At 57.2% G+C, this 25,895-nt stretch carries 14 protein-coding genes; 10 read left to right on the top strand and 4 right to left on the bottom strand.

What is annotated here, in order from left to right; genetic code table 11:
• Positions 1-235 precede the first annotated feature (235 nt).
• From ACR0C3_RS21365 to ACR0C3_RS21345, 5 genes are all read left to right on the top strand, one after another.
• Positions 236-6,679 carry a type I polyketide synthase gene (locus tag ACR0C3_RS21365; protein WP_480760428.1) on the top strand — a complete coding sequence of 2,148 codons (6,444 nt, stop codon included), beginning with the start codon at positions 236-238 and terminating at the stop codon, positions 6,677-6,679.
• Between the two features lie 2 nt (positions 6,680-6,681).
• Entirely contained in the window at positions 6,682-7,692 is a 1,011-nt protein-coding gene (locus ACR0C3_RS21360) for a glycosyltransferase family 2 protein (protein ID WP_480760427.1), read from the top strand.
• A 2-nt stretch (positions 7,693-7,694) separates the two neighbouring features.
• Positions 7,695-12,341, top strand: a complete 4,647-nt coding sequence (locus ACR0C3_RS21355; protein WP_480760426.1) for a MupA/Atu3671 family FMN-dependent luciferase-like monooxygenase — start codon at positions 7,695-7,697, stop codon at positions 12,339-12,341.
• Between the two features lie 81 nt (positions 12,342-12,422).
• Positions 12,423-13,355 (top strand): hypothetical protein, encoded by a 933-nt coding sequence (locus tag ACR0C3_RS21350; RefSeq protein ID WP_480760424.1) that lies wholly within the window; start codon positions 12,423-12,425, stop codon positions 13,353-13,355.
• 144 nt (positions 13,356-13,499) lie between these two features.
• Positions 13,500-14,969, top strand: coding sequence for an O-antigen ligase family protein (locus tag ACR0C3_RS21345; RefSeq protein ID WP_480760423.1), 1,470 nt, complete (start codon positions 13,500-13,502; stop codon positions 14,967-14,969).
• Here ACR0C3_RS21345 and ACR0C3_RS21340 read toward each other — a convergent pair.
• The gene (locus ACR0C3_RS21340; RefSeq protein ID WP_170692496.1) at positions 14,966-15,484 is read right to left on the bottom strand and encodes an LbetaH domain-containing protein; all 519 of its coding nucleotides are present in this window, start codon (positions 15,482-15,484) and stop codon (positions 14,966-14,968) included. The genes ACR0C3_RS21345 and ACR0C3_RS21340 overlap by 4 nt on opposite strands.
• A gap of 61 nt (positions 15,485-15,545) precedes the next feature.
• Positions 15,546-16,385 (bottom strand): 2OG-Fe(II) oxygenase, encoded by an 840-nt coding sequence (locus ACR0C3_RS21335; protein ID WP_170380734.1) that lies wholly within the window; start codon positions 16,383-16,385, stop codon positions 15,546-15,548.
• A gap of 393 nt (positions 16,386-16,778) precedes the next feature.
• Here ACR0C3_RS21335 and ACR0C3_RS21330 point away from each other — a divergent pair, with 393 nt between their 5' ends.
• From ACR0C3_RS21330 to ACR0C3_RS21310, 5 genes are read left to right on the top strand one after another with little or no spacing between them, the layout of a single operon-like run.
• Positions 16,779-17,915, top strand: coding sequence for a Gfo/Idh/MocA family protein (locus tag ACR0C3_RS21330; RefSeq protein ID WP_425084694.1), 1,137 nt, complete (start codon positions 16,779-16,781; stop codon positions 17,913-17,915).
• A gap of 3 nt (positions 17,916-17,918) precedes the next feature.
• Positions 17,919-18,743 (top strand): glycosyltransferase family 2 protein, encoded by an 825-nt coding sequence (locus ACR0C3_RS21325; protein WP_425084695.1) that lies wholly within the window; start codon positions 17,919-17,921, stop codon positions 18,741-18,743.
• Positions 18,740-20,335: a GMC oxidoreductase gene (locus tag ACR0C3_RS21320; protein ID WP_480760421.1), complete on the top strand. Its 1,596-nt coding sequence runs from the start codon at positions 18,740-18,742 to the stop codon at positions 20,333-20,335. The genes ACR0C3_RS21325 and ACR0C3_RS21320 overlap by 4 nt, the downstream gene beginning before the upstream one ends.
• Positions 20,332-21,105: an SDR family oxidoreductase gene (locus tag ACR0C3_RS21315; RefSeq protein ID WP_480760420.1), complete on the top strand. Its 774-nt coding sequence runs from the start codon at positions 20,332-20,334 to the stop codon at positions 21,103-21,105. The genes ACR0C3_RS21320 and ACR0C3_RS21315 overlap by 4 nt, the downstream gene beginning before the upstream one ends.
• Before the next feature lie 47 nt (positions 21,106-21,152).
• Positions 21,153-22,343: a glycosyltransferase family 4 protein gene (locus tag ACR0C3_RS21310; RefSeq protein WP_480760419.1), complete on the top strand. Its 1,191-nt coding sequence runs from the start codon at positions 21,153-21,155 to the stop codon at positions 22,341-22,343.
• A gap of 7 nt (positions 22,344-22,350) precedes the next feature.
• On the opposite strand, the gene ACR0C3_RS21305 is transcribed toward ACR0C3_RS21310, so the two are convergent.
• Together ACR0C3_RS21305 and ACR0C3_RS21300 are read right to left on the bottom strand one after the other, a co-directional pair.
• On the bottom strand, positions 22,351-23,751 hold the full coding sequence (locus ACR0C3_RS21305; RefSeq protein WP_480760417.1) for an oligosaccharide flippase family protein: 1,401 nt from the start codon (positions 23,749-23,751) through the stop codon (positions 22,351-22,353).
• 18 nt (positions 23,752-23,769) lie between these two features.
• Positions 23,770-25,878, bottom strand: coding sequence for an NAD-dependent epimerase/dehydratase family protein (locus ACR0C3_RS21300; RefSeq protein ID WP_480760415.1), 2,109 nt, complete (start codon positions 25,876-25,878; stop codon positions 23,770-23,772).
• Positions 25,879-25,895: the final 17 nt, after the last annotated feature.

Genomic DNA, 25,895 nt, shown 5'->3' with positions numbered 1-25,895 from the left:
CGCAATAATTCTTCTGGCTTCAGATTGTAGAGAATTCGGAAACCATCGAAGAGCGCTTTTCATTCACGGAAATCCACGGTCCAAAGCTCGCGTGTGGTGTTTTTTTTGGCATTATGAGGCCCCTACACCATAATGCTGGGGATTGCGGGCAGCACAGGCCGTAAAATTCAGCGCACACGCATCACTTTCGTTTGGCAATCCCTACAGCGGGACTTAAACTCAAATCGGTTTATTTATGGATGGTTCTACTGTGAGTATTTCTGCCAGGGACGGCGACATCGCAATCGTTGGCATGGCCGCGCATTTGCCCGGTGCGTCTTCGATTGCGGCATATTGGTCTAACCTGCGCGAGGGGGTGGAATCTATCCACCAGCTCAGCAGGGAACAGCTCATTGCGAACGGTGAGACTCCACATTTGCTTGAGCGGCCTGACTATGTGCCGTTTGCCGCGCCGCTGGATCGGTTCGAGGAATTTGACGCCGAGTTCTTTGGCCTGTCTCCCAAAGAAGCCGCCATCATGGACCCACAGCACCGTCAGTTCCTTGAGGTGGCCTGGGAAGCGCTGGAAAACGCTGGCCATCCGCCTGAAAGCTTTCCCGGCCCAATCGGCGTGTTCGCAGGCTGTGGCATGGGTAGTTACTTTTATTTCAATGTCTGCTCGAACCGGGATCTGGTAGACGACGTGGGAATGTTCTTGTTGCGCCATACCGGAAATGACAAGGATTTCCTGTCGACCCGGCTGAGCCATATCCTCGACCTCAAGGGGCCGAGTGTGAACGTACAGACGGCATGCTCGACCTCGCTGGTCGCAACGCATTATGCAACGCAAGCTTTGTTGACCGGTGAGTGCGATATGGCGATTGCTGGGGGGGTTACGATCGAACTCCCTCATAACAGAGGTTATGTTTACAAAGAGGGTGAGGTTCTCTCACCCGATGGCCATTGCCACGCCTTCGATCACCGCGCGCAAGGCACTGTTTTTGGCTCGGGCGCTGGCGCTGTCATTTTGCGGCGTCTGTCTGATGCGATTGAGGATGGCGACCATATCTGGGGCGTGATCCGCGGTACGGCGATCAACAATGATGGTGCGGCCAAAGCCGGGTACTTGGCGCCATCTGTGGATGGTCAGGCCGCCGCGATTTCCGAGGCCCATGTGATGGCCGATGTTCAGGCCGACACGGTGGATTACATTGAATGCCACGGCACCGGCACCTATCTGGGTGACCCGATCGAAGTGGCCGCGCTGACACAGGCGTTTTCGGAAACCACGCAGGAAACGGGCTTCTGCCGGCTGGGCTCGGTCAAAACCAATATCGGCCATCTGGATACAGCCGCCGGGGTGGCCAGCCTGATCAAAACCTCGCTGGCGCTGCATCACAAGCAAATCCCGCCTAGCTTGGGCTATGAAAAACCCAACCCGGCCATCGACTTCGAGAATAGTCCGTTCCGGGTGAATGACACTCTGACCGATTGGGTCTCGCACAAGGGTCCGCGCCGCGCCGGGGTGAATTCTCTGGGTGTTGGCGGCACGAATGCGCATGCCATTCTGGAAGAAGCGCCTGAGCGGTCCGCATCCGAGCCGTCGGATTGGCCGTTTCAAATCCTCACGGTTTCGGCGCGGGGCAAGAAAGCGCTGGATGCCAACAGCGCAGCACTGGCCGCGCATCTGCGGGCCAATCCGGAACAGGATCTGGCCGATATCGCCTGGACCCTGAAAAACGGAAGACGCGGGTTCGAAAAGCGGCGCGTCATCGTCGCTGAAACCCATGAAGAAGCCGCCACGATCCTTGAGGAAAATGATCCACGTCGGGTGTTCACCCATACGGTGATCTCGGACGCGCCGGAGCATGTCTTCATGTTCCCCGGAGGAGGCGCTCAATACGCCGGTATGGCGCGCGACCTCTATGAGACTGAGCCGGTCTTTGCCGACTGGATGGATCGGGGTCTGGATATCCTGCAAGCCAAGCTCGACTATGATATCCGCGCGATCTGGCTGCCTGAACTGGGCGAGGAAGAGGCTGCGGATGAACGGTTGAAGACGCCCTCGGTACAACTGCCGCTGATCATGATCACCGAATATGCGCTGGCGCAGCTTTGGATGGAATGGGGTGTTCAGCCCACCGCGCTGGTCGGCCATTCGATGGGCGAAAACACCGCCGCTTGCGTGGCCGGTGTGATGTCGTTTGAGGATTGCATCGGTCTGGTGCATCTGCGCGGGCGGCTGTTCGATACGGTCCCCGCTGGTGGTATGCTGAGCGTCCCCCTGCCCGCCGATGATCTGCGGCCACTTTTGGGCGATGACCTTGATCTGGGTGCCGTGAACGCCCCCAGCCTGAGCGTAGCGACCGGACCACAGGCGGCGCTGGACGATCTGGAGGACCGTCTGCGCAATCAGGGTGTCGACTGCCAACGCATCCCGATCGATATCGCGGCACATTCGCGGATGCTGGAGCCGATCCTAAAGGAATTCGGCGACTACCTGCGCTCGATCGAGTTGAAGGCCCCACAGATCCCGTTCCCCTCGAACCGCAGTGGCAACTGGATCACCGAGGCCGAGGCTACGGACCCCGAATACTGGGTCGGCCATCTGCGCAACACCGTTCATTTTGCTGATTGCATAACCACGCTGTCCGAGAACCCAGAGCGTATCTTCATTGAGGTCGGCCCAGGCAAGGCGCTGGCCTCACTGACCGGGCAGCACGATAAGGTCGACGCCAATCAGGTCATAAGCAGCCTGCGCCATCCGAATGATGACGTGGCTGACGATGCTTATTTCATGGCAATGCTGGGCCGGATCTGGGCCTTGGGCGGCGCGTTTGACTGGGAACAGATCTGGGGCGAGGCGCGGCGCAACCGGGTGCCTCTGCCCACCTATGCCTTCCAGCGCTCACCTTACTTCATCGAACCCGACACGACACAGATCGAGACAGCCAGCCAATGGCTGATGCGCACCGAAGATCCCGCCGATTGGGGCTATCGCGTGGCCTGGACTCCGAAATACGCGGCCTGCGATGTGGATGTCACCGGCGATCTGTCGGAGGCGGCACAGGAAAGCTGGCTGATCTTTGCGGATGAGGCTGGGCTGTGTACCAACCTGGCCGAGCGCCTGAAGCAAGCCGGTCACAAGGTGGTCACGGTCACGCCCGGCGATGCCTTTGCGCGCATCAGTGACAATCACTATCAGCTGGCCCCCGAACGCGGGCGCGAAAGTTATGACGCGCTGATCCGTGATCTCGTCGCGCAGGAACACATCCCAGCCCGGATTGTGCATGGCTGGCTGCTGACACAGGCCGAGACCTTCCGCCCCGGCGGTAGTTTCTTCCACCGCAATCTGGAACAGGGCTTTTACAGCTTGTTCTTCCTGGCGCAGGCCGTCGGGGACGAAGACCTGCCGATGCCCCTGCACCTCCATGTCCTCAGCTCGGGCGCGCTGCAGGTTCGGGATGAGGCCCTGCCCTACCCGGAAAAAGCAACCGTCACCGGCCCGACCCGCGTGATCCCGCGCGAATTCCCCGGCCTGACCTGTGCGCTGCTGGATATCGATCTGCCACAAAGCGCTGGCAAACGCCGCGCGCCTGTCCTGCCCGAGGGGCTGACGGATCAGGTGATAGAAGACCTGTTGGCTCCGCCCGCCTCGTTCACGGCGGCGATCCGCGCAGGCAAGCGGTTTGAACAAGGCTATCGCCCGCAGACTCTGACAGAACCGTCTCTGGACGATCTGCCGTTGCGCGATGGCGGCACCTATCTGATCACCGGCGGTTTCGGCGGCATTGGCCTGACACTGGCCGAGGCGCTGATTGCCAAGGTGAATGCCAATATCGTCCTGCTCGCGCGTGGAGACCTACCACCGCGAGATCAATGGGAAACCGTGCTGAACAACTCGGCCCCGCAGGACAAAACGGCCCGCCGTATCCGCGCCATCGAAAAGCTGGAAGCCGCAGGCGGCAAAGTGCTGCCGATGTCTGTCGACGTCAGCAATGTAGAAGAGATGCGCCGTTGCGTCGAAAGCGCCACGCAGGAATTCGGCCAGATCAACGGCGTGATCCATGCGGCTGGCCTGATCGACGATGCGCCGATCATGACCAAGACCATGATGGAGATCGAGGATGTCTTTACACCCAAGATCCACGGCACGCAGGTCATCGACCAGGTCTTCCCGGATGGATCGCTAGATTGGCTGGTTCTGTTCTCATCCAGTTCGACCGCAACGGCACCTGTAGGTCAGGTCGACTATGTGGCCGCCAATGACTACCTGAACGCCTATGCGCGCGCGCGTTCGGGCGACAAAACGCAGGTTGTGTCGGTCAACTGGGGTATTTGGGCCGATGTGGGCATGGCCGCCGATGCGATGGAGGCTCGGACCGGCACTACCGCGCCCGCGCCGGTGACATCCGCAGACGTTCCGATGCTGGATCAGGCAAGCTTTGATGACGCAGGCAACCGCCTGCTGAGTGCGACTTACAACGCCCATGACCGCTGGTTCCTGAACGATCACCGGACCAAGGCCGGTCATGCTCTGGTCCCTGGCACCGGCTATCTGGAACTGGCGTCCGAGGCTCTGCGAGTACAAGGCGAAACCGGTCCGTTTGAAATTCGCGATCTGTATTTTCTCCGCCCCCTTGCAGTCTCGGACAGTGAAGATCAGCAGGTCCGTCTGCGCCTGCCACGCAGCGATGTCGGCTATGACCTAACGGTCGAGAGCGGGTCGGACGATGCATTTGAATTGAACGCACAAGCGAGCTTGTCTCTGCTGCCGTTAATCGCGCCCGCACCGCTGGATGTAGAGTCAATCTCGGCCCGTTGCGGTTCGACCCATCAGGCCGAAGGTGCAGGTCGTCTGCGATCCCCGCAGGAGGCGCATCTGAATTTCGGCCCACGCTGGCGGGTTCTGACCTCGACTGCGCTGGGGCAGGATGAAGGTCTGGCGCATTTGGCGCTGCCGGAAGCCCTGCAAACGGATATCGAGGCAGGCTACCACCTGCATCCGGCCCTGATGGATCTGGCTACGGGCTGGGCGATGGCGCTGATCGCGGGATATCAGGCCTCGCACCTGTGGGTGCCGGTCTCGTACCGCTCGGTCCGCGTTTATGCACCACTGCCCGCGCAGATCGTCAGTTGGGTCCGCAACGCGGGCGACAACCGCGCCGAAGGCGAGGCCGCCAGTTTCGATGTCACCATCGCCGCTCCGGACGGCACAATCTGTATCGAGGTCGAGGGCTTCTCGATCCGCCGGATGGAAGATGCGGTGGATTTTGCCTTCACCGAAAGCGCCCCAGCGATCACCTCTGAGGTCGACGCCCCGGCGCCCCTATCCCCGGCCGAGGAACGGCTGCGTCACAACCTGTCTCAGGGTATTCCGGCGACAGAAGGGGCCGATCTGTTCTTCAAGGCACTGGCCAGCGGGCAATCGCAGATCATCCTTTCCTCGCTGGATCTGGATGGGCTGATCGCGCAGGCCGCCGACAGCGGCGCATCCACCGAAAGCTCGGATCAGAAATTCCAACGTCCCGAGTTGGATTCGGATTACGTCGCCCCGGAAAATGACATCGAACGCCGCCTCGCCGGGTTCTGGCAGGAACTACTGGGTGTTGATGAGATCGGTGTCGAGGACAGTTTCTTCGATCTGGGTGGACATTCCCTGATCGCGGTGCGCTTGTTCGCGCAAATCCGCAAGGCCTATAACGTGGATTTCCCGATTTCGGTCCTGTTCGAGGCCCCAACCATCCGCAAATGCGCCGACCTGATCGCTGCCCGCGGCGTACCGACAGAGGGCGGCGAGCGCGATGCGCCAGCAGCAGCCCCGGCGACACCGGAACGTCGCTTTACCCATCTGGTGCCGATGCATTCCGGCGAGGGTGGACCAAAGACTCCGTTCTTCCTGGTGGCGGGCATGTTCGGGAATGTGCTGAACCTGCGCCATCTGGCGCATTTGGTGGGCACCGACCGGCCCTTCTACGGCCTGCAGGCGCGCGGTCTGTATGGTGATGAGGAACCGCACCGCGATCTGCGCGAAGCCGCCAAGGATTACATCGCCGAGATGCGGCAGGTGCAGCCCTCGGGGCCGTACATGCTGGGCGGTTTCTCGGGTGGCGGTATCACGGCTTATGAGATTGCGCGCCAGTTGACTGAAGCGGGCGAAGAGATCGCAGCGCTGGTCATGCTGGATACGCCTCTACCGGTACGGCACCCGCTTAGCAAAGCGGATCGGTTGAAGATTCAGCTGCAGGAGATGCGGAACAAGGGCGCAAGCTACCCCATTCAATGGGCCAAGAACCGGATCGCCTGGGAAATCCAAAAACGCCAACCCAAGGAAGAAACAGCCGAGACCGGCCAGCAGTTCCACGACACCGAGATCGAGGCCGCATTTTTGGAAAGCGTCAACAGCTATCCCTTGCACCCATGGGATGGCCCCCTGACCCTGTTCCGCCCGCCTTTGGTCGGGAAATGGGAACTGGGGCCGGGCAAATTGGTGCATCACGAGCGTTATTACCTGACCCACGACAACGATTGGACGCCCTGGGCCCCAAGTATCGAGGTGTTCGAGGTGCCCGGAGATCATGACTCGATGGTGCTGGAACCGAATGTGCGGGTGCTGGCAGCTCAGATGAAAACCTGCCTTGAAAACGCAGAACGCCAAATATTGCACTACAGACGCACTCTGCAAGAGGCAGCGGAATAGCCATGTCTGATCCTGTACTCCTTACCATTATTCTTAACTACAAAACCGCGGACATGACGTTGCGCTCGGTAGAGGCTGCTCGGAAGGCTATGGAGGGGATCGCAGGAGAAATCATCGTTGTAGACAACGACTCACAGGACGGATCCTTCGAGGCCATCTCGAAGCGCGTTCAAGAACAAGGTTGGGATCAGGACAGTCGCGTTCGGACCATCCAGTCTGGGCACAATGGTGGCTTCGGTGCCGGCAATAATGTAGGCATTCGAGCGGGCCTTTCGGACGGAACACGGCCGGACTTCGTCTACGTCCTGAATTCCGACGCCTTCCCTGCTCCGGACGCCGTCCGCATATTGATGGAGCATCTGGAAACCACGCCCGAAGCTGGTTTTGCAGGCAGCTATATCTTCGGCGATGACGACGAGCCGCACCTGACAAGCTTCCGCTTTCCTTCTGTCGCAAGCGAATTTGAAAGCAGCATCAACTTTGGCCCTGTCACTCGGTTGTTCAAGAACCGCATTGTGCCCATTCCTATCCCGACCGAGACCCGGCCCGTTGACTGGTTGGCTGGGGCCAGCCTGATGATGCGGCAGGACGTGTTGGATGAGATCGGCCTCTTTGATGAAACGTTTTTCCTGTATTTCGAGGAAACCGATCTCTGCCTACGGGCCGCGCGTGCCGGGTATCGCACCGATTACGTGCGTACCAGCGCTGTGATGCACATCGGTTCGGTGACCACGGGTATGAAAAGCTGGAACCGGGTGCCAACCTATTGGTTTGACTCCCGTCTTCATTACTTCGTCAAAAACCATGGCGCAATTTATGCCGCCTGCGCCACCTGTGTGCATTTGACAGGTGGCTTTCTGCACTGGCTACGATGCTTAATAACACGCAGGCAAAGCGGTGTGCCGCCCCATTTTTTGCGTACTCTTGCTTGGCATGACTTGTCCGCATTCATGCGCGCGCCTTGGCGCAAACGCAGTTCGGACCAACAAACCAGGCCTGTTATTGGAGAATAAAGATGCCTTTCAGCACTTTTCTTGTTGGCCATGAATCCCTTGTCATACAGTGCGGGGAATTACTGCTAGAGGCGGGGCACGAAATTCAGGGTCTGGCCACACGCAATCCGGATGTGGAGGCCTGGGCCAAGTCTCACGACCTGCCTCTATTTGCACCCGGTCCCGATTTGTCGGATCGGCTGGAAGGGGTATCGTTTGATTGGCTGCTCAGCATCGCAAATCTCGATCTGCTGCCGCAGTCGCTGCTGAACAACGCCCGTAAAGGGGCCGTCAATTTCCACGATGGCCCCCTCCCACGATATGCAGGGTTAAACGCGCCGGTATGGGCCATTCTCAATGGGGAAACGCAACACGGGATCACCTGGCACATGATCTCCGGCGGTGTGGACGAAGGCGGAATCGTTGCTCAAAACCTATTTGACATCAGTGACAACGAAACTGCTCTGACCCTGAACACCAAATGCTACGGCGCAGCCATCGATAGCTTCAGCGATGTCATCCGGGCGCTTGAAACGGATCAGCCCACGACCCCGCAAGACCTGTCGCAGCGCAGCTATTTTGCAAAGAAAGACCGCCCCGAGGCAGCCGCTCGGCTGGATTTTACAAAACCGGCGCGTGAAATGGCCGCTTTGGTGCGCGCATTGGATCACGGTGACTATTGGAACCCTTTGTGCCGCCCCAAGATTCAGCGGGATGACCAACTCTGGCTGGTCGGCGCGGCTAAGGTGAGTGATCAGCCATCCGATGCCGAGCCGGGCACCATTCTGTCGAGCAACGCCGATAGTTTGACCGTTGCAACGAGTGACGGCGCTATTGAGATCAGCGATCTGCGAAATGGTATGGGCGCGTCTGTGGCGACTGATGGCGTTTTGAACGGCGGCAGCGCTTTGCCACCGTTGACCGGAGAACAGGCGACAGCGATCAGTCAGTCAATTGCTGACACGCTGAAATCGGAACCACAATGGCGCACACGTCTTGAAGCGCTGCAAGAGAGTGACATTCCGCTGATAAATTCAGCTATGCCATCTGGCGCGCCTCGGTCACAAACACTGCACATGCCAGATGGGCTTGCTGATGCGACGGCCAAGGCTGCGTTTGCCGCCTTGATGGCGCGCCTTGGGGACGCATTCACCCTTGATCTGGCCTTCCGCCTGAACAACGTGTCGTCCCCGTATCTCAACGACTGGGTTCCGGTCCGCTTTTCTTCGGATCAGACATTCTCAGCGGCGCATAAGGAGTTTGAACAAACCATTGCACAGGCCCAGGCGATTGGTCCGTTCGCCTATGATCTGCCGGCGCGTCTGCCAGGTGCGACGGCCCTGAAAACGCCTGTGATTGGTTTGTCTGATGACGTATCGGAAGGTCTTGTTGCAGGCACCAGCCTGACGCTGGCCACTTCTGGTCGAGAGGCGACGCTGTTTGCCGACAGCGGACATGTCTCTGAAGCTTCACTCCGCTTGTTTGCTGCACGGGTCGAGAGCCTGTTTGTGTCGCTGACAGATCAAGCCAACGCGGATCTACCGATCGCTGAACTTCCCATTCTCCCCGATACGGAACGCGCACAAGTCCTGCAGGACTGGAACAAGACTTCCGTCGCCTATGATGAGGTCAGCTGCGTTCATGAGCAGTTCGAAGCCCAGGTCGCACGCACGCCAGATGCCCCGGCGCTGGTCTTTGCGAACCTTAGCTTCTCATATACCGAACTGAACGTTCTGGCCAACCAGGTTGCGCATGTTCTGCGTGAGATGGGAGTTGGGCCGGATACGCTGGTTGGTCTGCATGTTAAACGATCCCCGCTGTTGTTGATCGGAGCGCTGGGGATCCTGAAGGCGGGCGGAGCTTATGTGCCGATGGATCCGGCCTACCCCGCGGATCGAACGGCGCTGTATCTTGAGGATAGCGGCGCAAAGGTGGTGCTGACGGAATCCGCACTGGCCGCAAGCCTGCCCGATCATGGCGCGCAAGCCTTGCTGCTGGACACGGACCCACGGCTGGGAACGGCTGCGACGGACAATGTTGACAGCGGCGTGCGTTCGGAGAACCTCGCCTACATGATCTACACCTCCGGCTCGACCGGACGCCCCAAGGGGGTCATGGTCGAACATCGCAACGTGTCGAATTTTTTCACCGGCATGGACGATCGCATCAGCCACGATCCGGCCGGGGTCTGGCTAGCGGTTACCAGCCTGTCCTTCGATATTTCGGTGCTAGAGCTGTTCTGGACGCTGGCGCGCGGCTTCAAGATCGTTCTCAGCGACGACGAAAACCGCGCGTTGGTCGCAGGTGATGCGACCGCCGGAAAATCCATCACCGGCAAGGGGATGGAGTTCAGCCTGTTCTACTGGGGCAACGACGATGGCGTCGGGCGCGATAAATACAAGCTGTTGCTTGAGGGCGCAAAGTTCGGAGATCAGAACGGCTTCTGCGCCGTCTGGACACCCGAGCGTCATTTCCATGCCTTCGGTGGCCCCTACCCCAACCCGTCCGTTACAGGCGCAGCCGTTGCCGCCGTAACCGAGAATATCGGAGTCCGCGCAGGCAGCTGCGTCGCACCTCTGCATCATACCGCGCGCATTGCCGAAGAATGGGCTGTGATCGACAACCTGACCAACGGGCGCGCGGGACTTGCCATCGCCTCTGGCTGGCAGCCCGATGATTTCGTCCTGCGGCCCGAGAACACGCCGCCGGAAAACAAACCCGCGATGCTCGAAGCGATCAGCACTCTGCGACAGCTCTGGGCTGGTGAAACGGTGGAATTCCCTACCAAGTCCGGAGATATGCACGGGGTGGTCACCCAGCCGCGCCCGGTTTCCAAAAAATTGCCCGTCTGGGTCACCACTGCGGGCAATCCGGACACCTGGCGCGAAGCAGGGGCCATCGGCGCCAACGTGCTGACTCACCTTCTGGGCCAGAGCGTGCAAGAGGTGGCCGACAAGATTGGTATCTACCATGCTGCGTTGCGCGAAGCGGGACATGATCCCGATGATCACACAGTCACTCTGATGCTGCACACCTATGTCGGGCAGGACCGTGAAGAAGTGCGCGAGGTCGCGCGCGAGCCGATGAAAGATTACCTGCGTTCTGCCGCTGGCCTGATCAAGCAATATGCCTGGGCCTTCCCAGCCTTCAAGAAACCCAAAGGTGTGGCGAACCCATTCCAGCTAGATCTGGAAAGCTTGTCTGACGAGGAAATGGAAGGCATTCTCGACTTCGCCTTCCTGCGCTATTTCGAGGATTCCGGCCTGTTTGGCACCGTCGAAGACTGCCTGAACCGGGTCGAAGAACTGAAACGCATCGGTGTCGATGAGATCGCATGCCTGATCGACTACGGCATCTCAGTCGACGAGGTGATGGAGGGTCTGAAGCCTCTGGCCGAGGTGCTGCGTCTGTCCAATCAGGATACAGAGCTGGCAGAGGATGACTATTCCATTGCCGCCCAGATCATTCGCCACAACGTCAGCCACCTGCAATGCACCCCCAGCATGGCGCAGATGATCCTGATGAGCGACGAAGCGCGGTTTGCTTTGTCCAAGGTCAAACACATGATGATCGGTGGCGAGGCCCTGCCCGGTTCGCTGGTCAAACAGATCAACAAGCTGTCGCCTGCGCATATCGAAAACATGTACGGGCCGACGGAGACAACGATCTGGTCAACGACCGAAACCGCCGCGTCTGCCGAAGGCGTGATCAATGTCGGCACGCCCATCGCCAACACGCAGGTCTACGTACTGGACGAACATAGAAACCCCGTTCCCGTCGGCGTGGCTGGAGAGCTATACATCGGCGGCGCTGGCGTCACCCGAGGTTACTGGCAACGCGAGGACCTGACCGCCGAGCGGTTCGTGCCTGACCCGTTCTCAGATGTCCCGGGTGCACGGCTCTATCGCACCGGAGATCTGGTGCGTTGGCAAACGGATGGTAAGCTCGATTTCCTGGGCCGGGCCGATCATCAGATCAAACTGCGCGGCTACCGGATCGAACTGGGTGAGATTGAAAGCCTGCTCGACGCACAAGCCGGCGTGCGCCAGTCGGTTGTCATCGCACGCGAGGATACACCCGGTCTAGTGCAGCTGGCCGCCTACATGACCACCGACCAGCCGGTGGATGATAAAGCACTGCGTCAGGCACTGACAGCGCAACTGCCGGACTACATGGTGCCGACGCATTTCGTGACGCTGGACAGTTTCCCGCTAACACCGAACCGCAAGGTGGATCGAAAGGCCCTGCCTGCCCCGTCAGTGCAGAAGCCCCGCGTTGCGCCTCCGGTCACAGCCAAATCCGAGGCTACCGTCAGCGACTCGGGCAGCACAGGCGGGTCGGCGTCACAACAGATTGCGGCGATTTGGTCCCGTATTCTAGGAGTTGCCGAGATCAGCGGGCGGGATAATTTCTTTGAATTGGGCGGTCACTCACTTCTGGCCGTGCAAGCCCATCGCGACATACGCAAGGAATTAAATGTCCCTGGCCTGAGCATCACGGACATATTCCGGTTTCCAACCCTCGCAGCTTTAGCCGAAACAGTGGACAAGAAAACTGGCGGAACCAAACCAGAAGCAGAACCTGCACCGCATGCCTCGGAAAGAGCCAGTACCCGCAGCGACGCCATGGCACGGCGGCGCGAGATGCGGGCGCGCAGACGCTCGGCGTGACGCTCAACTAAGATGGCTATATGGCGCAGCAAAGCATAGGGTCGCGACCGTGATAGCGACACATAGCATCAGAGATGAATCGTGCTGAAACGCTTTGTTCCCGGGAGTGTGCTGGTGGCAGTGGCGGCCATCGCTGGTTTGCTGCGGCTGAGGGGCACGCAGCCAATCGACGACGCAACGTTCAACGGCTTGTATGATCAGTCAGGACCGGCACCTGAAATACCGCAAATAGTGTTCCATCTGGGGCACAGTCTGGTCGGGCCGGACATGCCCGAGATATTGAAACAACTGGCGAGTGACGCGCACGATTACAGCAGTCAAATTGGCTGGGGAACCCCGCTTAGGGCGCATTGGGACCCGAACGAGACCATCAATGGTTTCGAACTTCACAACATCCCGCACGAGTTCAAAGACGCAAAAGAGGCTTTGTCGTCCGGCAGATACAATACGCTGGTCCTGACCGAGATGGTCGAAATTCGCGCCGCCATCAAGTATTTCGAAAGCGCAAGGTACCTGCACAAGTGGATTCAGCTTGGGCGGCGCGCAAACCCTGAGATAAAGATCTTTTTGTATGAGACCTGGCATCAGCTGGACGATCCGGAAGGCTGGCTAAACCGGATCGACACGGACCTGGATCGCTATTGGGAACGAGGCATTCTGCGTCGCGCCCTGTCTTTCGAAGACACTCCCAGCCCGGTCTACATCATCCCGGCTGGGCAGGTCATGGCCCGTTTTGTCCGCGAGATTGAACGCCGTGGTGGCGTTGGACCGATTGCAGCCAGAGGCGATCTGTTTACTGATGAAATCCACTTGAATGACTATGGCACCTATCTCGTAGCTCTGACCCACTACGCGGTACTGTACCAGACTTCTCCTGTGGGACTACGCCATGCGTTGACTAAGTCGGATGGCAGTTTCGCAGCGGACCCGGGACCCGAGTCTGCGCTGCTGATGCAGGAAACAGTTTGGGATGTCGTGAAAAACTACCGCCCTTCAGGGCTGGGTCTGTCCTGAGTCCATTTGTTGCGCAACATTCGCGCCACAAAAGCTCGATTGCGCTTCGTAATCGTGAGGACAAAGATATCGGCGCCATGATATGACTGGCTGAACCCTGTAAACTCCACGGCCGGATCGATGCCTAACACGTTCGCTTATTTGATGCTTGCGCTCTGGCCGGTTGTCATGATCGTGCTTTTCAAAAAGCTGCCGCCTGCGCGGGCGTTTTGTATCTCGATTTTGGCGGCTTACACGATTTTACCAACGGCAACATATTTTGACTTGCCGCTTGTCCCAACGCTGGACAAATACACCATTCCCAGCATTGTCGCGCTATTACTTTGCCTGACGGTGGTCGACCAGAAAATTAAGCTCTTTCCGGACTCGCCTATCGTTTCGGTCTTAATGATTGGCTACATCTTAAGTCCCTTTGTAACTTTTTCGAGCAATCTGGAACCAATCTTCGCGGGCACCTTGTACTTCCCCGGATTGACGCTCCGAGATGCAATCTCAGAATCCCTCAAACACGTGATAACCCTGATCCCGTTTGTCTTGGGATTTAATTTGTTATCGACGCCGGATAACAAGCGAGAGTTCCTTGCACTCTATATGATGACGGGCCTGATCTATTCGATTCCGATTTTAATCGAAATCCGAATGAGCCCACAGTTCAACAACTGGTTCTACGGCTTTTTCCCACAACTTTTCGCGCAACAAGTCAGGTTTGGCGGGTTCAGGCCCGTTGTGTTTCTTGGTCACGGTTTGGGGGTCGCCTTTCTGATCCTTATGTCGGTGCTCGCTACGGCTGCTCTTTTGCGCGGATCACTAGGACAGGACAGGGGAAATAAGTTCGCAATTCTAGCCTATCTGTCTCTTATCTTAGTACTGTGCAAAACCGTAGGAGCGGTTTTGTTCGCTGTTTTGTTTGCTCCCATCATCCTGTTCGCGCGCCCTAAGGTGCAGCGATGGGTCATGATGGTATGCGCGGTATTCGTGCTGACATACCCAGTCCTGCGCGCCGCAGATGCAATACCGGTTGAACGTTTGCTCAGCTATGCGAGCATGATCCAAGCCGAGCGGGCGCAATCCTTGGGCTTCAGGTTTGAGAACGAAGAACAACTGCTAGAACGCGCCTCGGAAAAACCTCTGACAGGCTGGGGTTATTGGAACCGGAACCGGAACTATGACCCCGAAACCGGGCGAATTCTGACAGTTCCTGATGGCTACTGGGTCCTCATCATCGGTGTTCTAGGGTGGTTCGGTTACATCTGTATTTTCGGGCTTTTGACCTTTCCCCTGCTTCGGTTGTGGGCGCGACGAAAGGAGTGCACCGGTTCAGCGGATGAGTTTGTGACGCATGGCGTCGCAATCATGCTGAGCATCAACTTGCTAGAACTGATCCCCAACGCCACTATCAACAACCTCACCTGGCTTATGGCCGGACTTTTAATGGCAAAAATCACCGAAACCGTTCAGGAAAAAAATACCCAGCCCACGGAGACCCGCCCAGAATTGGCCACCGGTCAACACCCTAAACATGTGCGCAAGCCCCGTGGTGAGCAAAAGAACAGCACAGCCGAATATCCTGAGTTTCATCGCAGGAAAAGACATCCACGAACTTCGCAGAGTTAACGATTCAGCACCTTTGCCGGAACACCAGCAACTGTTGAACCTGACGCGACATCCCGGGTCACAACACTGTTCGCCCCTACCGTTACATCATCGCCGATTTTAAGTGGACCGATGATTTTCGCGCCTGCCCCCAGATCCACATGTCCGCCAAGCTCAACCGTTGAAACCAGCGTGACTTGGTGAAAAATCATACAGTTTGGCCCAATGCGGGCAGTTGGGTGGATAATAATACCGGTCGGGTGCGGCAAGCGCAGGCCACCTTCGATATGGGTGTTCAGGTGGATTTCGGACTGTGTGATCACCGACCAGAACCTGTGAACCACAGTCCAATATTTGCTAAAAAGCGAGCCAAGAATCCCGCCACGCGCTTTGGCGGCCTGATACCGCCGTATCGCGCGCAACAGTTTATAGCCTGGGTCCCAGAACTGTCGAACCTCTTCACGCGACCAGTCCGGCACCGTGGCTGAGACGACTTGCGGCTGTTCTGTTGACTCTACCTGGAGGTTGCCTTGCATGAGCCTGACCTTTTGAACTGATGCGCATCCGTCCGGTGACACGAGGCGCGCATATCGCTGTTCAGAAGCCTAGTCGCGCAAGACGCGGATAGACCCGGCGGTACACAACTGGCGGCAACCAGTTTTCCAATATTTCCTGCCGGCGCGATTGACGGTCGAACTGATCCTCGGTTCCCGGGCGAGGTTTGAAGATCGTCGAGTGTGCCTTGCGGCTAGGGTCCCAGGTCGCCGTGTAATAATAAAGTGCGATCGACTGGCGGGGTTCACCTTTGGGATGGTTCACTTTCTCAGGATTGCCGTGAAATGTGTTGGACCCGGTTGAAAAGCAGCACATGCGGTTGAACGTGGGCACGAAGCTTTTGATCTTCGTGCTCATATCATTGCTCCAGATCTCGAAGGAACCACCCCATTCTTCGCGCCAGTCATCGTTGAGATAGATCAACACGTTCAGCCGACGTTCAACCGACATTTGCTTGTGCAGATTGAAATCTGCGTGAATATCCAGATGGCCCCCGTTGCTAACGCGGTGGATACCTGCGCCTATGTAATAGGGATCTGGGATCAGACCCTTGATCCCGGTCATTCCCTCGAGAAACTGGATGAAGGGGCGCGAGTTGAAGGCATGAAACAACTCACGCGAATAGGTCGGTAAACGTTCGGGATTGTACTGGGTTTTCAGGTTCTCCTGCGCGCGCTGAAATGTGTCACTGTCTTCGTTTTCCTCAAGCGACATCAAATCCTTCTGAACTTTGCGCAAAACCTCTTCAGGCAGAAAATTGTCGATGCAAATGTGATTGTAGGGCTGACCGCTCTGATATTCTTCTGCAAAGGGCGCAGCAGCCGCGCGGGCACTTTCAGTGCTGATACTCAAACGTTCGGGATCAATTTGATAGATCGCCATCTTCTTTTCCTATTTTAACAATAACGAAACTCTAATTACCGGCCAGCCGCTGCTGTTACAGAGCAAGGTAGGGATCGAAGTCTTCTACCAGAAATATGAGGGGATGCCCCCCTATTCCGCAATGTGACATATCCATCCGACGCTGACAAATACATGATTTGGATCAATGACCCAGTCTCCGACCAAAAGTTTCGCATTGCGCGACAATTGAATTTACCTCTCTAGATCGCTGAAATCCCTGATTCCGCGCTGAGGAACATGGAGATAACGAACCATCTTGGACCCAATTGCGATCTGTTACCTAATTTACAGTGGTGCAACCCTATTTCTGCCAATATTACTGGGTTAATCGTTTGTGAGTTCTTGTCCGTCGACTAAGAGTTATTCCTGTTTATGCCCAGTTTGTTCATTGTTGGTACTGGTTACGTCGCGGATTTGTATCTGCGCTCACTCAGGCTCTACCCTGAAATCGAAATTGCAGGATGTTATGACCGTGACCCCAGTCGTCTGGCCGCGTTTTGTGAACATTGGTCTTTGCCGGCAATCGACAGCCTGTCTGCTTTGATGGAGCAGGGCGAACAGGGTGATGTGTTGCTGAACCTGACCAACCCGTCCTCGCATTACGAGGTTTCCTCCGCAGCGCTGAAGGCCGGTTTTCACGTCTATTCTGAAAAACCATTGGCGATGCAAATGGAGCAGGCGCATGCACTGACCGAATTGGCAGAAAGCCTAAATCTGCGCCTGGCATCGGCACCCTGCAGTTTTTTGGGGGAAGCTCCGCAAACAATCTGGGCCGGGCTGCGCGCTGATTTGCTTGGACCCGTCCGGTTGATTTATGCTGAGATGGATGACGATTTCATTTCGCAGGCTCCCTACGGGAAGTGGATGTCTGAAAGTGGAGCTCCCTGGCCCGCGAAGGACGAGTTTGAGACCGGATGCACGTTGGAACATGCCGGTTACTACCTTGCCTGGCTGCTACCGATGTTCGGGCCTGTCAGAACCGTTGTGGCGGCCTCGGCCGGGTTGGCTGATGTTTCGGATGTCACGACAAATGCGGCACCGGACTTTTCCGTGGGAACGTTGTTTTTCGAGAGTGGAGTGGTCGCGCGACTGACATGCTCGATCTTGGCCGTGCACAACCACGAACTCAGGATCATAGGCGACAAGGGCGTGATCGAGATGGACGAATGCTGGAACAACTCCGCCCCTGTCCGCTTAAGGAAACGGTTCAATTTGCGTCGGCGGCTAGTAAATGCGCCGGTGGCGCGGCGGCTCAAGCTCAAGGGCCCAACTCATGCCAAATTGGGTCGCAAGGGAGCCGCAACGATGAATTTCGCCCTGGGTGTTGTTGAACTGTTTGATGCCATCCTCGAAAATCGCCCCTGCCGGCTTTCCTCCGATCTATCGCTGCATATGAATGAGGTTACTCTGGCCCTACAAAACGCGGGAGAGCACGCCGGGTCGGTCACAATGAAAACCCGCTTCGATCCAGTGGCCCCGATGCCCTGGGCCGAAAGTCTGGCAAGCTAAACTATGTACGATATCTCGGTCATTATTCCTGCCAATAACGAGGAGGCCTACATCAGTAACTGTCTTGAGGCCGTTTTGGCACAAGTGACTGAACAGGCAGCTGAAGTGATCGTATCGGCAAACGCCTGCACCGACGCAACGACCGAAATCGCCATCAGCTATAGCCAACGTTTCGCTGACCGGGGCTGGCATCTAACTGTACTGGACTCGGAAATCGGTGGAAAGCCGGGGGCGCTGAATAGAGCAGATGAAGTCGCGACCGGGGACATCAAGGTCTATCTTGATGCTGATGTCGTCATGTCTCCGCAGCTTCTGGACGAATTGGCGAAAGTGCTCAATCGTCCCGATCCCGCCTATGCCAGCGGAGCGCTGACCGTGACACGAGCCAAAAGCTGGATTACCCGCGCCTATGGGCGTATTTGGACCCGCCTTCCGTTCATGACAAACGGCGTGCCAGGGGCCGGTCTGTTTGCCGTCAACGCTGCGGGCCGCAAGCGTTGGGACCAGTTTCCTCAGATAATCTCCGACGACACCTTTGTGCGATTGCAGTTCACACCGAAAGAACGCTTGCCAGCGGAGGCGCCTTATTACTGGCCCCTAGTTGAAGGATTCACCGCGCTGGTGCGTGTGCGAAGGCGACAGGATGCGGGTGTGTCCGAACTTGCTCGGCTTTATCCCGGCATTTTGGACCGTGAGGGCAAGGACCGGTTGACAGCGGGTTATCTTGCGCGTCTCGCCCTGACTGACCCGGTCGGCTTCGGGGTCTATGTTGCAGTCAGCCTTGCGGTGCGCCGTCGGAACAGTGGCGAATGGAGCCGGGGCCGATGAAACCAAAACAAGCCCTTTCGCAAGCTTGGGATGTAATCATCATCGGCGCTGGCATGGGCGGCGGGCTGGCAGGGCGTCGCCTGACCGAGCGCGGCCTGTCGGTTCTGTTTCTGGAAAAAGGCGTGGCCGGCTATCGCAATGAACGCCAATCCTATTCTGATGGTGGCGATCCACTGGCCCGGCGGTTGCGCGGTTACTGGCCCAAACCGGTGGAGGCGCATGACGGTTCTAAAGTCTCACACTACTTCGCTCCGCTAGGCAGTGGAGTTGGTGGATCTTCTGTCTTTTACGCTGCGGCGCTCGAGCGACCGGAACCGCATGATCTGGACGCAATGCCCGGCTTGGACCACCCCACCGGAGGATGGCCTGTCGGGTTCCAGTCCTTTCTACCTTACTTCGATCAGGCTGAAGACATCCTTTATGTGCGCGGTGGCGTTGATCCCTTGTCGTCTGTCCCATCTGTCAAACTGCATCCAGCACCCGAATTCACCCCCGAAGAACAGGCGATGATCGAAGATTTTTGTAGTCGTGGGATGCACCCCTATTATTCGCACATTGCCCGGAAGGCCCTTGCGGGGTGCACCAATTGTCTTGCGGGCAAATGTCCGCGCGCCTGCAAGATGGACGGCCGCTCGGCCGGAGTCGAACCCGCTCTTGCCAGCGGCCACGCCGCCTTGATCACGGAATGCGATGTCGAGGAGTTGTGCGAAGATCAACCCGGTCAGATCACCAGTTTACGCGTCCGCCATGAAGGTGAAAACTATATGCTGAGGGCTCGCACTTATGTTCTAGCCGCCGGTTCCTTTGGCTCGCCCACGCTCTTGTTGCGCTCGACCGGACGCGATGCGGCGGGATGCGCCAATTCAAGTGATTGGGTCGGACGCGGCCTGATGTTCCACATCGATAACTTCTTTGCCGTCTGGCCCCGGCGCGGCGCAAAACCCATCGGCAACAGCCGGGCTGTGTCCACCCGAGATTTCTATGTAGTGAATGGCGAGCGTAACGGTCTGGTTCAATCGATGGGCTATGAAGCAAATTACGGTACTATCCTGCGGTTTTTGCTGATGCAATATGAACGCTCCCGCTTTGCCAAATACAAGAAATTGCGCCGTCTTTTGAACTTCCCCGCCTTGCTGGCGGAAAAACTGTTCGGAAATGCGGATGTCTTTGTCGCCCAGATGGAGGATTTTCCGGTTCGCGAAAATCGCGTGATACTGAACGCCAAAGACCCCGAGGTCTTCACCTTCGAATACAAGGTCGCGCGGGATGTGTTTACGCGACAGGTCGGTTTACGCCGTGCCATCCGTCGGGCGGTCGGCTGGTGGCGGATGATGTTTCTGTCTATCAAGCCCATTGTCAATGTTGGTCATCCGCTTGGCACGTTACGCTTTGGAAATGATCCCGCAACATCGGTGCTAGACCCCGATTGCAAGGCCCATGACCTGCAAAATCTGTATGTAGCGGACGGGTCGTTCATGCCGACATCCATGGGGGTGAATCCCAGCCTGACAATTGCCGCGAATGCCTTGAGAGTTGCGGACATAATCGCGGACCGGGCCGAGCAGGCAAAACACAAAACGGAGGCTACATGACAGATACAAGCGACCGTATTCGCGAAGGAATTGCCGTTGTCACTGGCGCAGGTGCGGGTTTGGGCCGTGAGCTGAGCCGAAGGTTTGTTGCCGAAGGCGTCCGCGTTGCTGGGATCGGGCGCAACCCTGACCCCTTGTCCGATCTTGCGGCCGAATTGGGCGAAGCGTTCATGCCGGTCACCGCAGATGTCGCGGACCCAGAAGCCGTTGCGCACGCATTCAAGGACATTGAGGCCGCTGCAGGGGTTCCTACAATACTGATCAACAATGCCGCCGTCTATCCCCGCCGGGACCTTCTGGACGAAACACCAGAAAGCTTCATGCAATCGGTGAACATTAATCTCGGCGGTGTATTCTACTGCTGCCATGCAGTCCTGCCTGGAATGGTCGAGCGCGGATACGGGCGTATCGTCAACCTCAGCACCTTTGCACATATCGCACCTGCCCCAACAGCGGCGGCTTATTCTGTGACCAAAGGGGCAGCACAGACTTTGACCAAGTCACTCGTGGCCGATCTTTCGGATCGCTTCCCCGATATCGTCATCAACGACTGGATTCCCGGAGCACTTAAAACGCGAATGGGCATTCCCGACGGGATCGAACCGGCAGACGCGGCCAAATGGGGTGTTAGGCTCGCCCTGTGGCACGATCCCATGCTCACCGGACGACTGTTTGATCGGGATATCGAATTCCTCGAACCGATTTCATTGAAACGAAAATTTTTGAACAAGGTTACAGGCAAAAAGCGCGTCCCCTTGCGCTTGTCATGACCTCTAATTGAACGGCTGCATTCGCGGACCGTTGGAAAGGGATTAGAATGCGCATCGGACTAGTCACGCCCTCTTGGCCTGCCAGCGTTGCTGCAAATGGCATCGCCACCGCCGTTGCGCATATTGCTGATGGCCTGAAACATCACGGCCATCAGATCACGGTGATCCCCCACGCGGGTGCGGTCCATGATGACCCGGATGTGGTCAATCTGCCCGAGCCGCGCGCGTGGACATGGTCCGAGAAACTGATTGGCCGATTTGGCCGCAATACCGCCTCGATCCCCATTCGGGCCGAACAGATCGCGCAGGCCGTGAATCAGGCCATCAAGACACGCGGAATCGAAGCCCTGATCATGGAAGAAACCAACGGCATCGCCGGCATGGTACAAAAACATGTGCCGATCCCTGTGATCGTTACTCTGCATGGACCCATTGAGCTATACACCGACTTTCTGCCGGAAAAACCAGACGGATACGTCATAGGAACCCGGGTCAAACGTGAGGCTGAGACGTTTCGAACCTGTAGAGGAATTACCTCGCCCTCCCAAGCCGTGCTGGACCAGATGATCGCGCGCTATGGTGAGCCTGCCTGTCCCACCGCAATTGTCCCCAACCCAATGCCAATGGCCGCCCCAATCCCAGAAAAGGCGATCCGCGAGACGATCCGCAATATCCTGTTCATCGGCCGCTATGACTCGATCAAGGGCGGGGATACAGTGCTTGAGGCATTTCAACAGATCGCCGAACAGGACCCAAACGTGCGGCTGACCTTCGTTGGATCAGACCCCGGTGTCCCCCTGCCCGGGCAGGTGCTGCAGCACATGGATCAGGCCTTGTTGGCCTATCCCGAGGCCATTCGAAACCGTATCGACTATCGAGGGCAGTTGGACCGGGACGCGATCGACACCCTGCGGATGCAACACGGCATCACGCTCATTGCCTCTCGGTATGAGAACTTCCCCTATGCTGCACTTGAGGCATTGTCCTGCGGTGCACCAACGGTGGCGACGGCTGTCGGCGGCGTTCCCGAGATCGTTGAGGACGAGATATCTGGCCTGTTGGTGCCTTCCGGTGATCCCGAGGCTATGGCAAAAGCCTGTCTTCGCCTGATCTCAGACCCGGATCTAGCCGTTCGGCTAGGCGCCAAGGGCCGAACCGAAGTTGTGGACCGGTTCCAGCCTGAAACAATCGCGAAACACGTCGAGGCCCTTGTCCAAAAAGTTTTGAACAAAGCGTAACCCGCGTTCAGGTCAAAGCCTGCACAGCCCAGGCCATACCCCAACCCACCAACGCGCCCGCTGGAACCAATGGGATCAACCTGATCTCATGCAGGAGTGACACCCAGTTTTCGCGTCCACCCTTGATGAGCAACAGGGTGATCTCGGGGATGCGGTGCAAGGCAACCACGAACAGCGCTGCGGTGATCGAGTTAAAGCCCCAAATCGCAACCGACAGACCGATCCAAACGGTCGCGGCGCTGACAAGGCTCAGCATCGTCATTTCCCGGAACCGGCGCTGCGCGCTATATGCCTCGCGCAACAGGCCCGGTCCGATCAAAATTAAACCAATGGCGAGGATCTGAATCATACCGGCCACATCGGCGTATCGGTCATCGTAGAGAATACGCACAAGTGTCGGCGAAAACGTCATTAACGCACCGGCACCGAACATCGCCAGACCGTCAAAAAGAATGCGATAGCGGTAATACCGACGACGCAACGCCTCAGCCGCGTTGTCCTTCTGCAAGGCGGTGAAAACCTGCAGCCCCATCTGCGCGTGGATGGAATTCAAAAAGGTCTGAACCATATCCACGATCTGACGGGCAATGTAGTAAAATCCGAAAGAACTGGCGGACATGGCAAAGCCAAGAACAAAACGATCCGCCATAGTCATCACTGCCGTCAGGGCGGAATGGCCGATAATCCACTTGCCGCGGTCAATTATCACGCGAAAGTCTTTCCTGTTCCAGCGCATCCGCATCGCCGGCCCTTTGAACATTATGTAGCTGAGCGAAACCGTGATCAGGGCATTCGCGAAGTTGCCAAGCACCAAGGCCCAAATGTTTTTTAGCCAAAAGGCAAAGGCAATGGTCAGGACGGTTGTGCAAACCACAGTAATCAGCATCGCAATGCTGACCTCGCGGAATTTCATCTCGCGCTCATAGACAAACTTGGCGGGCGAAGCGAACCCGTTGATAATCGAAAACCCGCCAATCGCGGCTATCGCGTATGGCAGCGTCGGGTCGCCATAGCTGGATTGGATGTCAAACAACTGTGCATCTTGGCCCCACGCGACACAAAAACCCAGAAGGACGCACACCAGAAGGATTAGAACCCCACGCAAAATTTGTGCAGTCCAGCATGAACGCAGGAACCCATCATCCAACTCGCCTTCGCGAGTCAGGATAAGCGACCTAACCCCAAGATCGGAAAACATCTCAAGCACAAAGATAAAGGTCATCACGACCGCGAAGACCCCAAAAATCTCAGGCGTCAATATGCGCGTCAGAATAACGGTCGAAATGATCCGCGCCAGCACCTGCATAGCGAACACCATGGTTGACAGCGCTGCTGAGGCCAGAATCTTGTGCCTCAGACTTTCGCGGTCGGGCAACAGCCCGGATATGCGCTGGCCAATGAACTTCATTCCGAAACCCGCAGCACGCTAGAACCCGAACAGGTTGGCATCAGTGATGCCTTTGCGGACAAAGGCATCTTGGTCCGTCTCGGGAGCCCAGCCCAACACCTCTTTGGTGTGCTCATTGCTGAAAGGTGACAGATGTCCCCGCGATTTCCAGTCGCTGTAAGACTGATTTTTCAGATCGCGCAGACCCACCACATATCGTTTGAGAAGGTATTTGACGCTGCCGGACAGATAAAAGGTCCAGAACGCCCCTTTCTTGACCTCGATCCGCGCGCCCAAGGCCTGATGGATCGCGTCAAAATAGTCTCGCGCGCTCATCATTGGTTCGCCGATGAGGTTGAACGACTGACCCACGGCCTCGTCCTTGTCGATCATCGCGATCAACGCGTCTGAGATGTCGTCGATCAACACGAAAGGTAGGATGTTGTGCCCATCACCCCAGATCCGCACAGCACCGGCCCCGTGCCAGCGCCCAATACCCCAATGTTGCAGCGGCCCGCCTTCGCCGATCACAATTCCGGGGCGCGCGATCACCAGCGGCAACCCTTGCGTTCTGTGCATCTCCAAAAGCCGCTTTTCGCACTCAGCTTTTGACCGGGCATAGAGGTTGCGGTCGCTCATATCGTCACCAAAGCTGGTCTGTTCGGTGATTGTTTTTGCCGGATCGGACATGTCATAGGACGCAATGGTCCCGGTATAAATCAGCCTTTTGACACCGGCCTCCTGCGCCGCTTCGGCCACACGAACGGCCACACCGACATCGTTTTCCAGACAGCCCTCCCATGTGCTATCCAGCGACTTGGCAAGGTTGTAGACAACTTCGATCCCATCCATCGCGGCGATCAAGCCATCTTTGTTGCGCAACGAAACCGCAACGGTTTCAACCTGATCCGCAATGTCTTCAAAAGGTCCGTGGCGACCCCGGCTAAGCACCCGCACCTGACGGCCGGTTTTTACCAAGGCACGTGTCAGATGCCGTCCGATGAAACCGGTGCCGCCTATTACCATGACAGTGGGTTTCAAAGGAACGGACGGAACAACCGGGTCTGGGAGAGCGGTATATTCATCAGGGATCAATGCCGCAGTTTGCTCGATGGCCCCGATGACGGCACCGGCGGCCTCGGCCGAAAACCGGGCGTCCACCGGTGTATTGGACCGGATCGCTTCGTAGAACCGATCGAACGCTCCTATAAAGCTCAGCGCGTATGGGGATTTTCGGTTCAGCGAACTCAGTTGCCTGGCACCATTGACCACACCCTCGCGCAGATGCTGTCCTGCTAGACCCATTTGCTGACGAAATGGATTGATGACAATGTCCGATGTGTTCTCGCGTCGAATGGTCAATGTGTCGCTAGCATAGTCAAGCCGCGCCATGGCCGAAGACCCATGCACCACAACCGACCGGTCGTCCATAGTCTCGACCAATTCCAGATTGATCGTTAGATCGACATGCCCGGCCCGCGCTTGGATTTGCAGACTTTGCGGCCGCACCTGACCACCTTGCAAAGCCACTGGCTTTCCGACCTGCAACCGAAAATCCTGAAGCTCACCAAATAGATCAACCGCAAAAGCATAGAGGTGCGGGCCTAGTTCGAACAACAAATTTCGTGTTTCTTGCAGCATCCAAAGGCCATAAGGGCCGGATCGCAAAGGGGCCAAGGGAAAACGCCAGTTGAACTCGGCACTGTTGATGCGGCCCAGCGCGCCCGATCTACAGGTTTGTTTTAACCTCTCATACGAAGGCACGCCCAGGAAGTTATGACAGACGGCGGCCACACGCCCGGCTTCCTCGGCTGCCGACGCAACCACCTGGCAATCGGCTTGTGACAACGCAAAGGGTTTTTCGACCATAACGTGAAACCCTAGCTCAAGGCAGCGCTGCGCCAAATCAGCGTGGATATGCGGTGGGGTCAGGATATGGACCGCGTCACAAACATCGGCAGCGGCCATCTCCTCAATCGAAGTGAACGACTGCAAACCATAGGTGCCTGCGAAATCTGATGCCGCGCTAGGTGAGACATCACAGATCGCTGTGAGGGCAATACCTTTGCAGGCCCGCAATGCATTTGCGTGCCAGGTTGCGATATATCCGGCCCCGATCAAGCCGACACGAATTTGGTTCAGAGACATATTCTTTTTCAACATAA

The organism is Ruegeria sp. CK3 (assembly GCF_056536565.1).
This window is presented reverse-complemented; position numbering and strand designations above follow the sequence as displayed.

Coding starts and splice junctions, on each gene's coding strand:
- ACR0C3_RS21365 (WP_480760428.1), top strand. CDS start 236: ATGGATGGTTCTACTGTGAGTATTTCTGCCAGGGACGGCGACATCGCA.
- ACR0C3_RS21360 (WP_480760427.1), top strand. CDS start 6,682: ATGTCTGATCCTGTACTCCTTACCATTATTCTTAACTACAAAACCGCG.
- ACR0C3_RS21355 (WP_480760426.1), top strand. CDS start 7,695: ATGCCTTTCAGCACTTTTCTTGTTGGCCATGAATCCCTTGTCATACAG.
- ACR0C3_RS21345 (WP_480760423.1), top strand. CDS start 13,500: ATGCTTGCGCTCTGGCCGGTTGTCATGATCGTGCTTTTCAAAAAGCTG.
- ACR0C3_RS21340 (WP_170692496.1), bottom strand. CDS start 15,484: ATGCAAGGCAACCTCCAGGTAGAGTCAACAGAACAGCCGCAAGTCGTC.
- ACR0C3_RS21335 (WP_170380734.1), bottom strand. CDS start 16,385: ATGGCGATCTATCAAATTGATCCCGAACGTTTGAGTATCAGCACTGAA.
- ACR0C3_RS21330 (WP_425084694.1), top strand. CDS start 16,779: ATGCCCAGTTTGTTCATTGTTGGTACTGGTTACGTCGCGGATTTGTAT.
- ACR0C3_RS21325 (WP_425084695.1), top strand. CDS start 17,919: ATGTACGATATCTCGGTCATTATTCCTGCCAATAACGAGGAGGCCTAC.
- ACR0C3_RS21320 (WP_480760421.1), top strand. CDS start 18,740: ATGAAACCAAAACAAGCCCTTTCGCAAGCTTGGGATGTAATCATCATC.
- ACR0C3_RS21315 (WP_480760420.1), top strand. CDS start 20,332: ATGACAGATACAAGCGACCGTATTCGCGAAGGAATTGCCGTTGTCACT.
- ACR0C3_RS21310 (WP_480760419.1), top strand. CDS start 21,153: ATGCGCATCGGACTAGTCACGCCCTCTTGGCCTGCCAGCGTTGCTGCA.
- ACR0C3_RS21305 (WP_480760417.1), bottom strand. CDS start 23,751: ATGAAGTTCATTGGCCAGCGCATATCCGGGCTGTTGCCCGACCGCGAA.
- ACR0C3_RS21300 (WP_480760415.1), bottom strand. CDS start 25,878: ATGTCTCTGAACCAAATTCGTGTCGGCTTGATCGGGGCCGGATATATC.